Origin of the sequence: Acidovorax sp. (genome assembly GCF_027492855.1) — a bacterium.
Lineage (GTDB): Bacteria > Pseudomonadota > Gammaproteobacteria > Burkholderiales > Burkholderiaceae_C > Acidovorax.
Genome location: NZ_JAPUDY010000060.1, coordinates 1 through 12,910, shown reverse-complemented (window position 1 = coordinate 12,910; position 12,910 = coordinate 1). Strand labels below are relative to the sequence as shown.

Annotated in this window: 15 protein-coding genes and 1 pseudogene; 12 read left to right on the top strand and 4 right to left on the bottom strand. The window is 65.0% G+C overall.

Annotated elements, in window-relative coordinates:
• The 7 genes from Q0105_RS11690 to Q0105_RS11660 all read left to right on the top strand — a co-directional run.
• Positions 1 to 167 (top strand): AIR synthase-related protein (locus Q0105_RS11690; RefSeq protein WP_298211917.1); only part of this gene is annotated, 167 nt, incomplete at its 5' end.
• Positions 168 to 286: 119 nt separating this feature from the next.
• Entirely contained in the window at positions 287 to 1,279 is a 993-nt protein-coding gene (locus Q0105_RS11685; protein WP_298211915.1) for a permease, read from the top strand.
• A 117-nt stretch (positions 1,280 to 1,396) separates the two neighbouring features.
• Positions 1,397 to 1,957, top strand: coding sequence for an isochorismatase family protein (locus Q0105_RS11680; protein WP_298211911.1), 561 nt, complete (start codon positions 1,397 to 1,399; stop codon positions 1,955 to 1,957).
• Entirely contained in the window at positions 1,954 to 2,577 is a 624-nt protein-coding gene (locus Q0105_RS11675) for a DJ-1/PfpI family protein (RefSeq protein ID WP_298211909.1), read from the top strand. The genes Q0105_RS11680 and Q0105_RS11675 overlap by 4 nt, the downstream gene beginning before the upstream one ends.
• Before the next feature lie 57 nt (positions 2,578 to 2,634).
• Positions 2,635 to 3,630: a helix-turn-helix domain-containing protein gene (locus tag Q0105_RS11670; RefSeq protein WP_298211907.1), complete on the top strand. Its 996-nt coding sequence runs from the start codon at positions 2,635 to 2,637 to the stop codon at positions 3,628 to 3,630.
• A 91-nt stretch (positions 3,631 to 3,721) separates the two neighbouring features.
• Positions 3,722 to 4,228 (top strand): GAF domain-containing protein, encoded by a 507-nt coding sequence (locus Q0105_RS11665; protein WP_298211905.1) that lies wholly within the window; start codon positions 3,722 to 3,724, stop codon positions 4,226 to 4,228.
• Positions 4,225 to 4,617, top strand: a complete 393-nt coding sequence (locus tag Q0105_RS11660) for a histidine kinase (RefSeq protein WP_298211903.1) — start codon at positions 4,225 to 4,227, stop codon at positions 4,615 to 4,617. The genes Q0105_RS11665 and Q0105_RS11660 overlap by 4 nt, the downstream gene beginning before the upstream one ends.
• A 107-nt stretch (positions 4,618 to 4,724) precedes the next feature.
• Here the strand turns inward: Q0105_RS11660 and Q0105_RS11655 are convergent, their stop codons facing one another.
• Positions 4,725 to 6,095 carry a tryptophanase gene (locus Q0105_RS11655; RefSeq protein WP_298211901.1) on the bottom strand — a complete coding sequence of 457 codons (1,371 nt, stop codon included), beginning with the start codon at positions 6,093 to 6,095 and terminating at the stop codon, positions 4,725 to 4,727.
• 251 nt (positions 6,096 to 6,346) lie between these two features.
• Here Q0105_RS11655 and Q0105_RS11650 point away from each other — a divergent pair, with 251 nt between their 5' ends.
• Positions 6,347 to 7,192 carry a plasmid replication/partition related protein gene (locus Q0105_RS11650; protein ID WP_298211913.1) on the top strand — a complete coding sequence of 282 codons (846 nt, stop codon included), beginning with the start codon at positions 6,347 to 6,349 and terminating at the stop codon, positions 7,190 to 7,192.
• Between the two features lie 120 nt (positions 7,193 to 7,312).
• On the opposite strand, the gene Q0105_RS11645 is transcribed toward Q0105_RS11650, so the two are convergent.
• Complete coding sequence (locus Q0105_RS11645) at positions 7,313 to 8,164, bottom strand: transglutaminase-like domain-containing protein (RefSeq protein ID WP_298211899.1); 852 nt, start codon at positions 8,162 to 8,164, stop codon at positions 7,313 to 7,315.
• Between the two features lie 65 nt (positions 8,165 to 8,229).
• Positions 8,230 to 9,789, bottom strand: coding sequence for a murein biosynthesis integral membrane protein MurJ (murJ, locus tag Q0105_RS11640; RefSeq protein WP_298211898.1), 1,560 nt, complete (start codon positions 9,787 to 9,789; stop codon positions 8,230 to 8,232).
• A gap of 132 nt (positions 9,790 to 9,921) precedes the next feature.
• Here murJ and rpsT point away from each other — a divergent pair, with 132 nt between their 5' ends.
• Complete coding sequence (rpsT, locus tag Q0105_RS11635; RefSeq protein WP_124511256.1) at positions 9,922 to 10,224, top strand: 30S ribosomal protein S20; 303 nt, start codon at positions 9,922 to 9,924, stop codon at positions 10,222 to 10,224.
• A gap of 173 nt (positions 10,225 to 10,397) precedes the next feature.
• A complete protein-coding gene (locus Q0105_RS11630) occupies positions 10,398 to 10,934 on the top strand; it encodes a hypothetical protein (protein ID WP_298211894.1) in 537 nt (178 codons plus the stop codon).
• Between the two features lie 79 nt (positions 10,935 to 11,013).
• Here Q0105_RS11630 and Q0105_RS11625 read toward each other — a convergent pair whose 3' ends face one another.
• Positions 11,014 to 11,334, bottom strand: a complete 321-nt coding sequence (locus tag Q0105_RS11625) for a DUF3579 domain-containing protein (RefSeq protein WP_298211892.1) — start codon at positions 11,332 to 11,334, stop codon at positions 11,014 to 11,016.
• Between the two features lie 267 nt (positions 11,335 to 11,601).
• Between Q0105_RS11625 and Q0105_RS11620 the strand changes: the two genes are divergently transcribed.
• Together Q0105_RS11620 and Q0105_RS11615 are read left to right on the top strand one after the other, a co-directional pair.
• Positions 11,602 to 12,798, top strand: a complete 1,197-nt coding sequence (locus tag Q0105_RS11620) for an aspartate aminotransferase family protein (protein WP_298211890.1) — start codon at positions 11,602 to 11,604, stop codon at positions 12,796 to 12,798.
• Positions 12,799 to 12,815: 17 nt separating this feature from the next.
• Positions 12,816 to 12,910, top strand: a pseudogene (locus Q0105_RS11615) (ornithine carbamoyltransferase); the annotation flags it as partial.

The window sequence follows — 12,910 nt, the reverse complement described above, 5'->3', positions numbered from 1 at the left end:
ACATCGAGATGAACCGCACCTTCAACAACGGCATCGGCATGGTGGTGGTGGTGGACGCGGCAAATGCCGAAGCCACGGCCGCCACGCTGCGCGCCGCGGGCGAGCAGGTGTACGCCATCGGCACGATCGCTGCGCGTGGCGAAGGCGCCGCCGTGGTGGTGGCCTGAGGTGAAAGCCGCTTCGCGGCATCCGCTGCGGCCTGGGCAGTGCCGTGACTGACCCACAACCCACCACACAACCGCCCCGATCATTGAGCCAGGGCATCGTGACGGCCAGCTATGTGCTGATGGCCGGGGCGCTGCTGCTGGTGATGTGGCGCGGCCTGCTGCCCGGCCTGCTGTGTGTGTGCCTGGGCTTTTTGCTCACCCGCGCGCTCACCGGCTGGTTTTCACAGGGCCTGGGCCGCCTGCAACGCCAGGGCGCGCCCTCGGGCACGCGCCAGCGCGTAGCGCAGGTCGCGGCGGCGGGCCTGGTGATGCTGCTGCCGCTGGCGCTGCTGGCCATCGGGCTCACACATTCGCGCGGCTACCTGGTCGAAGCGCCCCTGCAATACCGCGAACTGCTCAACTACATGGCGCGCACAGTGCTGGAGCTGCGCCTGAAGCTGCCCGCCGACATGGCCGCGCACCTGCCCGAAGGCGCCGCCGACATCCAGCGCATCATCGCCAGCTACCTGGGCGCCAAGGCCGGTGCGCTGGCCATAGCGGGTCGCGCCTGGCTGGCAGGCGTGCTGTTTGCCTACGTAGGCCTCTTGATCGGCGCCCTGGCCGCCGTGCGCCCGCCCATGCTGGTGAGCGGGCCGCTGGCCCGGCAACTGCAGATGCGCATCACGCTGTTTGGCGAGGCGTTTCGGCAGATCGTGGCCGCCCAGTTCTGGATCGCGGCGTTCAACACCTTGCTCACCGCGCTGTTTTTGCTGTTCGTGCTGCCGCTGTGGGGCCTGGAGCTGCCCTACACGCCGGTGCTCATCACCTTTACCTTTGTTGCGGGGCTGGTGCCCATCGTGGGCAACCTGGTGTGCAACGTGGTCATCACCATCGTGGGGCTGTCGGTGTCGCCGCTGGCGGCTGCCGCTTGCCTGGGCTTTCTGATCCTGATCCACAAGGCCGAATACGTGATCAACGCCAAGGTGGTGGGCCGCCGCACGCAGATGGGCGTGTGGGAGCTGCTGTCGGTGATGTTCGTGGCCGAGGCCGTTTTCGGCCCCGCCGGGCTGGTGGCGGCGCCGCTGTTCTATGCCTACCTGAAGAAAGAGCTGGTGGCGGCACGGCTGGTGTAGCCACAGGGCCAATATCTATGGCCTGAATTGATCGATTCCTGTCCAGATGGGGTCGGACGTTCTCTGCTTGCGCTTGCAAGATAAGGACTCCCAACAAGAGCCTTTCGGAGAATATCCATGAAAACCTGTCTGATTGTGATCGATGTCCAAGAGTCCTTCCGCCACCGCCCGTACTTCACGGCGCACGGCCTACCCGCCTACCTGCAGGCCCAGAATGCGCTGATCGAGGGCTGCGCCGCACAAGGCATCCCCGTGGTGCGGGTGTTCCACAGCGATGGCCCAGAGGTGCCCGAGAATTCGTTCTCCCAGGTCTCAGGCCAGGTGCGTGCACTCGACGGCCTCGCCCCCTTCGCGGCGGCCGCCACCTTCACCAAATCGCGCCACAGTGCGCTGGTGGGCACGGGGCTCGATGTGTGGCTCACCCGCCACGGCATCCAGCGCCTGATCGTGAGCGGCATCCGCACCGAGCAATGCTGCGAAACCACCACCCGCCACGCCTCGGACCTGGGCTGGGCCGTGGACTACGTGACCGATGCGACCCTGACCTGGGACATGGTGCAACCCGACGGCCAGACGCTGACCGCCGAAGACATCAAGGCCCGCACTGCCACCGTGTTGCAGGACCGTTTTGCCACGCTGTGCACCGTGCAGCAGGCGCTGGAAAGGGCCGCAGCATGAACAATACCAACATCCATCCCATGCAAGTCTCCATCCTGGTATTCGACGAGGTGGAAGCCCTGGACCTGGGCGGCCCCTATGAGGTCTTTACCACCGCCAGCCGCATGTACCAGCGCCAACACCCCGGCGCCCCTGCGCCGTTTGCGGTGCAGTGCGTGGCCCGCAGCCTGGCCCCGGTGCGCGCCCGCGCGGGCCTGCGCGTGCTGCCCGACGCCGACTTTGCCACCGCCACAGCCCCCTACCTGCTCATCGTGCCGGGCGGTGTGGTCGATGCCGCAGCCGCCTGCCCCGCCACCCGTGCCTGGGTGGCCCAGGCCGCTGCTGGCGCGCAGATCACGGCTTCGGTGTGCACGGGCGCCTTCATCCTGGCGGCAGCAGGGGTGCTCACCGAAGGCCCCGCCACCACCCACTGGGAGGACATCGCCGACCTGCGCACACAGTTTCCAGCGCTCAGCGTGCAGGAGAATGTGCGCTGGGTGGACCGGGGGGCGCTGGTCACGTCGGCGGGCATCAGTGCAGGCATCGACATGAGCCTGCACCTGGTCACCCGGCTGGTGGGTGCCGCGCTGTCCGAGCGCACCGCCCGCCAAATGGACACCCCGTGGAACCAAGAACCATAAAACCCCTGGGCCGCGCCAGCCGCGTGGCGGATGGGCAGAGCTGAGAGACTGAGAGCCATGCCAGACCCGCAACCCATTCACGTTTATTTCGCCCTGCTCCCAGGCAGCCTGGTGCTCGACTGGGCGGGCCCGGCCGAGGCGCTGCGTATCGCCAACCAGGCATTGGCCCGCCAAGGCCAGCCCGAGCGGTTTGTGCTGCACTTCGTGAGCCCCACACAGCAGTCGGTGACCTCGGTGGGCGCCCTGCTGACGGGGCTGGAACCCCTGCCCGACGCCCTGGCGCCGTCGGCCTGGGTGGTGCTGGTGGGCCTGGTTGGCAAGCGCATCGACGTGGCGGGCGACGAAGCGCGCGCGCTGCTGCACTGGCTGCGCGGGCTGCGGCCCGTGGCTGGGCAGTTGGAGCTGATCACCGTGTGCGCTGGCGCGTTGCTGGCCGCCCATGCCGGGCTGTTGACGGGCCGCCGCGCCACCACCCACCACCTGCACCTTCATGAGCTGGCCACCGTGGACCCGCACTGCGACGTGGTGGCCAACCGCGTGTTCGTGGCCGATGGCGCCGTGTACAGCAGCGCGGGCGTGACCACGGGCATCGACCTGCTGCTGCACCGCATTTCCGACACCTGCGGCCCCGCGCTGGCCGCCCAGGTGGCGCAGTCCATGGTGGTGGCGCTGCGCCGGGGGCCCAACGACCCGGAGTTCTCGCCTTTTCTGCACCACCGCAACCACCTGCACCCCGCGCTGCACCGCGTGCAGGACGCCGTGAGCCAGCAGCCCCAGGCCGACTGGAGCGTGCCCCAGATGGCCGAGGCGGCGCACACCTCGCCGCGCCACCTCACACGGCTGTTTCTGGAGCATGCGGGCATCGCGCCACTGCAGTATCTGCGCCGCATTCGCCTGGCCACGGCCGAGGCGGCCTTGCGCTCGGGTCAGAACGTGACGCAGGCGGCCCTGATGGCGGGTTTCAGCTCCGACACGCAGTTGCGCCGCGCCTGGCACCAGTTCGGGCGAGAGGGCACGCCTTCGCAAGGGGCAGCTCCAGGCCGCTCCCACTGAACTGTTTTGAAAATTTTTCACATTCCGAAAAGATGTCAGGCTTGCGTTGGCGGCCAATAATGGGTTCCCACCGCGACTGCCCCATACCGCCATGAAAGAGCCCGCGCGCGCGCCCGACGAAGATGACCGCCTGCAGGCCCTGCGCCAATTGCTGATTCTGGACACGCCCCCCGAGGAGCGTTTTGACCGGCTGACGGCTTTTGCGGCGCAGGAGTTCGACATGCCCATGGTGCTGCTGACGCTCATCGACGATCAGCGGCAATGGTTCAAGTCGCGCCATGGCGTGGACATACCCGAGACCGATCGAAGCATCTCGTTTTGCGCCCATACCATCTTGCAGGACGAGCCCCTCGTGGTGCCCGATGTGACGCTGGATGATCGTTTTTCTGGCAACCCACTGGTGACCGGCGACCCCCATGTCCAGTTCTACGCCGGGGCGCAGCTCAAGATGCCCAGCGGGCACAACATCGGCACGCTGTGCCTCATCGACCGCACGCCGCGCCAACTGGATCACATCGACCTGGCCATTCTGGCCTCGCTGCGCGACCTGGCAGTGGAAGAACTGATACGCCGCGCCAACGAGGAGCCCGCAGCATGAGCCACGACTCGGTACAACCGCCCATCTTGCTGGTGGAGCCCAGCTCGCTCACGGCCAGCATCATCGTGTCCACCGCCCGCCAGCTCAACCTGCCCATGGTGCGCCAGGTCAGCAGTGTGCGTACCGCGCAGCAACACCTGGCAGCCCAGGGTTTCCTGGGCGTCATCATCTCGCTAGACGAAAACCGCGAGGCCGTGACCCTGCTGGAACAGGTGCGCGATGCCCGCTTCGCCGTGGACGCCCAGGTGCCCGTGGCCGTGACCACGGCCCAGGTCGATGCCTCCACGGCCGTAAAAATGAAGGCACTGCATGTGCGGCGTGTGCTGCTCAAGCCCTTCAAGGTGCGGGATGTGATCTCGACGATCGCAATGCTTCAAAACCCGGCATAACTCCCAAAATTTCAGGTCTTTTTGGCTGCTTGCGCTTATTGGATAAGCGCAAGCAGCTATTAAATCTATAGCATCTGCCAAAAAAACCTGCAAACTCGGAAACACGCTCATGCCCAGGCGCATTCGCAGGTGAAGTGGCGCAAAAACCGGGGCTGCTTGGTGATCTTCACGCCCCGGATGCTGGCGGCTTTTTCCTTCACCTCGGCAATCACCTCGGCCGCATAGTCGAAGTGGCTTTGCGTGTACATGCGGCGCGGAAAAGCCAGGCGCACCAGATCCATGCTGTGGAAGGTCTCCACCCCGCTATCCAGCCGCTTGCCAAACATCACCGAGCCGATCTCCACGCCCCGGATGCCGCCTTCAAGGTACAGCGCGTTGCACAGCGCCCAGGCGGGGTACTGCTCCACCGGCATGTTCGGCAGCACCGTTTTGGCGTCGATATAGACCGCGTGGCCGCCCGTAGGCTTGACGAAGCCCACGCCAGCGGCCTCCAACCGCTCGCCGAGGTACTCGGCGGTGCGCAGGCGATAGCGCAGGTAGTCTTCCTCCATGCCCTCCTCCAGCCCCACGGCCAGGGCTTCGAGGTCGCGCCCGGCCAAGCCGCCATAGGTGGGAAAGCCTTCCATCATGATGAGGCCATTGCGCACGCCGTCCAGCCACTCGTCGCTGCGCAGCACAACGAACCCGCCGATGTTGACCATGCCGTCCTTCTTGGCGCTCATGGTGGCGCCGTCGGCATACGAGAACATCTCCTTGACGATGTCGCGGATGGACGCGTTCTCGTAACCCGGCTCGCGCATCTTGATGAACATGGCGTTCTCGGAGAAACGGCACACGTCCATGATGAAGGGCTTGCCGTGTTTCTTGAGCAAGGCCGCGTAGGCGCGGATGTTGGCCATCGACACCGGCTGGCCGCCGCCGGTGTTGTTGGTCACGGTGATCATGCCGAACGGAATGCGGTGGCCGTGTTCCTTGAGGACGGCCTCGACACGCGCGAGGTCGATATTGCCCTTGAACGGGTAGTCCAGCGCCGGTTGCAGCCCCTCGGCAATGACCAGGTCCACGGCCTCCACGCCCATGAACTCCAGGTTGCCACGCGTGGTGTCGAAGTGGCAGTTGTTGGGCACCAGGTCACCCGCCTTGCAGGTGGCGCCAAACAACACTTTCTCGGCCGCGCGGCCCTGGTGTGTGGGCACAAAATGCTGCATGCCGGTGATGTCCTGGATGACCTTTTCCAGCCGGTAGAAGCTGCGCGCACCAGCGTAGCTCTCGTCGCCCTCCATGATGGCGCCCCATTGCCTGGACGACATGGCGCCGGTGCCGGAGTCGGTCAGCCAGTCGATCAGCACGTCTTCGGCGCGCAGCTTGAAGACGTTGAGCTTGGCCTCTTCGAGCAGGCGCTCGCGCTCGGCACGGGTGGTCATGCGAATGGGCTCCACACTCTTGATGCGGAAGGGTTCGATCAGGGTCTTGGGCATTGCGGCTCCAGTTGTATGGGTGAGGGCCGCAAAGTTATCAGCGCGAAAAAACCGTGGTGTCGCTCGTTTCCAACACCGCCCTCCAAACACCCTGCCGGTTGAGAAATCTCAAATTCACCGCAGAAAACAACGGCTTAGCGGCATTTGCCGAAACCAGTGCACTCCGGCAGTCACGCGACCCCGGCCCGCCTCACCAACCCGCCCCCTACAATCGCGCCCCTTGCCCGCTCCCGATTGCCTTGCCTGCCATGATGAACATCGTCGTCAACGAAGAACTCAAAGCCTACATTGAACCCCTGACCCCCGACGAGCACGAGGCCCTGGAGCGCAGCATCCTGGCCGAAGGCTGCCGCGATGCGCTGGTGCTGTGGGGCGATGTGCTGGTGGACGGCCACAACCGCTACGGCATCTGCCAAAAACACGGCCTGCCTTTTCAGACCGTGCAGAACCCGCGCTTTCAGTCGATGGAAGACGTGCACCTGTGGATGATCGACCAGCACCTGGGCCGCCGCAGCGTGTCCGACTTCCAGCGCGGCGTGCTGGCGCTGCGCAAGCGCGAGATCATGGCCGAGCGCAAGGCGCGGGCCGCCGTGGCGCCCGAGCCCGCCGAATCGGACGCAGCCCCAGCCGCCGACGCCGTGGCCGCACCACCCGACCCCGCGCCACTGAACAGCCGCGAAGCCATTGCCAAGGCCGCGCGCCTGAGCAGCAGCCAGGTGGTGATGATCGAAAAAATCCAGAAACAGGCGGCGCCCGAGCTGGTGGCCGCCGTCAAGTCGGGCACCATTTCCATCAATGCCGCTGCCGCCGTGTCCACGCTGCCCGCCGAGGAGCAGGTGGCCGCCGTGGTGGCGGGCAAGGACGAACTCAAGCAGGCCGCCAAGCGCGTGCGCGAGCTCAACAAACGCAAGCCGCGCGACGAATCATCGTCTGAAGAAAACCCCGCAGCAGAGGCGGGCACCAGCGCCGATGGCGGCACCGGCGAGCTGCAGGCCCTGCGCCACCGCGTGGCGGAACTCACGGCCGAGAACACCGAGCTGCGCCGCCAAGTGGCGCAACTGCAAGCCGCGCTTCCGGCGGACAGCGCGCCGTTCTGACACCAGGTTGCGTTTAGAAACTTGCGATCAAATGTCCCCAACCGTTCACGCTGAGCCCGTCGAAGCGCCGCGCAGGGCTTCGACAGGCTCAGCCTGAACGGAGGGTTGATCGCGGATCACTCAGTCGCCGGCCTGGCGCAGCGCGCTCAGCCGGTCGGCGATCAGGTCGATATCAAGCCCATCCTCGGCATGGGCCAGATAGGCCTCCAGGTCGGCCACCGCCTCGGCGGTGTTGCCCCGCTCGGCATGGGCCAGCCCCCGATCGCGCCGCTCGCCCCAGGCCTGGGGCAATAGCACGACAAGCCGGTCGAGCACGGCGATCAGGCGCTGCCCGTCTTGCTGGGTGCGGTGCACCTCTTTCAGGTTGCGCAGCATGCGCGCGATGATGTCGCGCGGCGTGGCGGCCTGCAGGTACAGGCCCAGCGGCACGTCGTAGTCGTCCACCAGGCCGTTGCGGCGCTTGTAGGGCTCCAGCCGCTCAGACAGTTCTTCGCGGCTGAGCGACTGGCCCGAGATCGGGTCGAGCACCACCTGGCCTTTGGGCAGCAGCACCTTGACCATGAAGTGCCCCGGAAAAGCGATACCCCGCGCATGCAGGCCCACACCCTGGGCCAGCTCCATCCAGAGCACGGCCAGGCTGATGGGGATGCCCCGGCGCGTGCGCAGCACAGCGTTGAGATAGCTGTTCTCGGGGTCGTAGTAGTTGTTGATGTTGCCGCCAAAACCCAGGTCGGCAAAAAAGAACTGGTTGAGCGCGCGCAGGCGCTGCAGCGCGGGTGCATCACCCGGCAGGCGGCGCTTGATGCGCGCGAGCAGCTGGTCCATGTCGCCCAGCAGTTGCTGCACGTCGAATTCGGGGTATTCGTCCTGGGCCAGGCTGGCGGCGGCCTCCAGCAACGGAAAGTGGTCGTCGCTTTGCACCAGCGATGCAAAGTACTCCAGCGAGGTGGGTACGGAATAGCTCAGGGACATGGTGGGGTTGTAAGGGCCGCGCCCACCGGCGTCAAGCGGCAGAAGGGGGTGCTTTGCAGGGCTTTTCAGCGCCGCAGCATCTGGCGCAGCTTGAGGCCCGCCGCCCACAGTGCGCCGAAGTACAGCACGGCGGCCACCGCCATCAGCGCGGCCAGCAAACCGATGCGCTTCCAGGCGTTGCCCCGCATCGCCACCCAGTCGAAATACTGCGCGCCCCACACCAGCAGCACCGCCAGCAAGGCGCTCGCAGCAATCACCTGCAAGGCAAATTTGCCCCAGCCCGGCAGGGGCTTGTAGCTGCCGCGCCGCAGCAGGCCCACCAACAGCCAGGTGGCGTTGATGAGCGCGCCGATACCGATAGTCAGCGTCAATGCAGCATGCTGCAGGTAAGGCACGAGCACCCAATTCATCAGTTGCGTGAGCACCAGCACCGCCACGGCAATCAGCATGGGGGTGCGCATGTCGTGTTTGGCATAAAAGCCCGGTGCCAGCACCTTGATGGCCACGATGCCCACCAGGCCCGCGCCGTAGCCCGTCAGCGCCAGGGTGGTCTTGCGCACGTCTTCGTCGCCAAAGGCGCCATAGTGGTACAGCACCGCCACCAGCGGCCCCGAAAACACCAGCAGCGCCACCATGCAGGGCACCGACAGCAGCACCACCAGGCGCAGCCCCCAGTCGAGCATGGCCGAGTAGCGTTCGTCGTCCTGCTTGGCGCGGGCGCTGGCCAGTTGCGGCATCAGCACCACGCCCAGCGCCACGCCCAGCAGCGCGGTGGGCAGCTCCATCAGGCGGTCGGCATAGGAGATCCAGCTCACGCTGCCCGTGGCCAGGTGCGAGGCGATCTGCGTGTTGATGAGCAGCGAGATCTGCGCCACGCTCACCCCCAGCAGCGCGGGCAGCATCAGGCGGGCCACCTTGCGGGTGGTGGGGTCGGCCCAGGCTGCGCGAATGGCAGCCCAGCGCACGCCTATGCGCGGCAGCAGCCCCAGGCGCACCAGCGCGGGCACCTGCAAGGCCAGTTGCAGCACGCCACCCAGCATCACCCCTGCCGCCTGGGCATAGATGGGCTCGATGCCATGGCGCTCAAACCAGGGTGCGCCCACCGTGATGGACAGGATCAGCGCGATGTTGAGCAGCACGGGCGAGGCCGCTGGCACCGCGAACTTCTTCCAAGTATTGAGAATGCCCCCGGCCAGCGCAACCAGTGACATGAAGCCGATGTAGGGGAACATCCAGCGCGTCATGGTGACGGCGGCGTCAAAACCCTGGGGCTGGAGCCCGCTGGCCATGGCCCACACCATCCAGGGCGCGCCCAGCACACCGGCAATGCACAAAAGCACCAGCGTCCAGGCCAGCAGCGTGCCCACATGGTCGATCAGCGCCTTGGCGCCGTCATCGCCTTCCTGCGCGCGGGTGGCGGCCAGCACCGGCACGAAGGCCTGGCTGAAAGCGCCCTCGCCCAGCACCCGGCGAAACAGGTTGGGGATGCGAAACGCCACATTGAAGGCGTCCGTCATCGCGCTGACCCCAAACACCGATGCCATGAGCAACTCGCGCACCAGCCCGGTGATGCGGGAGACTAAAGTCAGAAGGGAGACGGTGGAGGCGGCTTTGAACAGTGACACCGCAGGGAGTGTAGCCCCGACGCTGCGGCACCCCGGCGGGGCCGCACAAACGAGCGCTTTCGCGAAAATATACGCTCTGGGCTATAATCGCGGGCTTTGCTGGCATCATCCACAGACCCAAGGAACTAAACAATGGCATCCGCTAAACCCAAAAAGAAGAACCCCCGCCTGGCATCGGGCCGCAAGCGCGTCCGCCAGGACGTCAAGATCAACGCCGCGAACACCTCGCTGCGCTCCAAATACCGTACCGCTGTCAAGAACGTCGAAAAGGCTGTTCTGGCTGGCGACAAGACCAAGGCGACCGAACTGTTCGCCAAGATGCAAGCCGTGGTCGACACCGTGGCTGACAAGGGCATCTTCCACAAGAACAAGGCTGCTCGCGACAAGAGCCGTCTGTCTGCCAAGGTGAAAGCCCTGGCACTCGCTTCCGCTTAAAAACTCACCGCCTGCCCCGGCAGGCAAACAGCCCGAACGGCTCCCGCCGTTCGCCGTTTGTAACGGGTGCGCTGCCAGCAACGAACAAAACCGCCTTCGGGCGGTTTTTTCGTTTCCGAAAGCCACCACCGCTTGCTTGGTACATTGCGGAGGCTGACCATCGCGACACCTCCATGATCCTGCGCCAGAAATCTGCCCTCGACGGCTTCACCTACGAGTTCCTGGAAGACGGAACATCCATGGTCATAGGTGACTTTCGATATCCCTGGTTCTCCCAGGCGAAAAATGCCCGGCTGCGCCTATACCGCCCCGAGGATGCCATTGAAGGCGACATTCAACTCAAACTGAACGGCCATGCCTGGAGGATCCGCCACCTGCATCTTCGACGGGGCTACACCAACGATGTGCGATACACACTGGAAGCTGCGGATGAGACCATTCACGCCCAAATGGATGTGCTCAAAGGGGAATCCCGCCTGAGTCAGCCGCTCATGGTGATGGATCAACCCACACCGGCGGAGCTGAGCACCTCGTCGGGCTGGTTCCGGAAAAAATACACGCTCATGGACAGAAAAACCCGCCACTCCCTCGGGAACATCCAGGAGCGTTCGATCATCACCACCAAGCGCGAACTTCAGATCGATTTGCCAAGCTTCGAGCCGTCCGTGGCTGCGTTCTGGGGCATCATGACGTTGATTGTTCGTTTCTAGGAAAATCCTCGGAGGCCACAGCGACCCGAGCCATGAACCCGTCTACCACGAAGGACCGACCTCGATCCAGTAACGCCATTCAGCCCTTGGCGGGCGGGTCGGGCAGCAGGCAGGCCTCGGCCACCTGCAGGTTGTTGTCGCGTGCGAAGTTGATGACGAAGTCCCAGGCCATGGGTTCATGGCCCTGCAGGTCGCGGTGCACCACCACACACTTGACGCCATTGAGCGTGGTGGGAATACACCAGGGTGAATAGCTCAGATGGCTGCCGGGGCTGGCGCCACCGGGGCGAAAGCTGCTCATCACCCCGGCCAGGCGCTCGGCCCAATCGCTGGGACGAAAGGTTTTCCCATCATGGGTGATGCCCTGGATGAAGACTTCTTTGGAGGTGGGGGAAACCATCGGGGGATTGGAGTGGTAGTGAGGGTGTCAGACACAGGATCGCTGCATGCTGCACCGCAGCCTCACATTCTAACTCTTATATAAGAGCTAGCCCTCTAATCCCCATGCAAAGCCCCATCAGGCAGCTGGAACTGGGGTAGTGAGCGGCATTGCAGTGATGCGCAATCGTCAACAGCCAAGCCCCTCGCGCGCCCTAGAATCGTGTTTCGCTTTTTCGGGTTTCTGGCTACAAGCCAGCCCATCACCGTACCGTCAGGAGATTTCTGCATGACCGCCACCACCCCGGCAGCCTCGCCCCACGTGATGAACACCTATGGCCGCGTGCCAATCGCGATGGAGCGCGGCCAGGGTTGCCGCGTGTGGGACGTGAACGGCAAGGAATACCTGGACGGCCTGGGCGGCATCGCCGTGAACACACTGGGGCACAACCACCCCAAATTTGTGCCCGCATTGCAAGACCAGATCAGCAAGCTGATCCACACCTCCAACTACTACCACGTGCCCGGCCAGGAGGCGCTTGCCGCCAAACTGGTGGAGCTGTCGGGCATGCAGAACGTTTTCTTCTGCAATTCGGGCCTGGAAGCCAACGAGGCCGCGATCAAGATCGCGCGCAAGTTCGGCGTGGACAAAGGCATCGCCAAGCCTGAGATCGTGGTCTATGAGCGCGCTTTCCACGGCCGGTCCATCGCCACCATGTCGGCCACGGGCAACCCCAAGATCTACAGCGGCTTTGGCCCGCTGGTCGAGGGCTTCATCCGCGTGCCCATGAACGACATCGAAGCCATCAAAAAAGCCACCGAGGGCAACCCCAATGTGGCGGCGGTGTTCTTCGAAACCATCCAGGGCGAAGGCGGCATCAACTCGATGCGCGTGGAATACCTGCAGCAGTTGCGCAAGCTGTGCGACGAACGCGGCTGGTTGATGATGATCGACGAAGTGCAGTGTGGCGTGGGCCGCACCGGCAAGTGGTTTGCGCACCAGTGGGCGGGCATCGTGCCGGACGTGATGCCGCTGGCCAAAGGCCTGGGCTCGGGCGTGCCGATTGGTGCGGTGGTGGCGGGCCCCAAGGCGGCCAACGTGCTGCAGCCCGGCAACCACGGCACCACCTTTGGCGGCAACCCGCTGGCCATGCGCGCCGGGGTTGAGACCATCCGCATCATGGAAGAAGACGGCCTGCTGCAAAATGCAGCCGAGGTGGGCGACCACTTGCGCGCGGCGCTACAGCGCGAGCTGGGCAGCCTGCCGGGCGTGAAGGAAATCCGCGGCCAGGGCCTGATGCTGGGCATTGAGCTCAACAAGCCCTGCGGCGCCCTGATCGGCCGCGCGGCCGAGGCGGGCCTGCTGTTGTCGGTCACGGCCGACAGCGTGATCCGTCTGGTGCCCCCGCTGATTCTCACTACCGCCGAGGCCGACGAGATCGTCGCCAAGCTGACCCCGCTGGTCAAAGCCATTCTGGCTGAATGAAGAAACGCAACACCGCCATGACGACGACGCTGAAACATTACCTGCAGTTCACCGACCTCACCGCCGACGAATACGCCTACCTGTTCGAGCGCGCCGCGCTCATCAAGAAGAA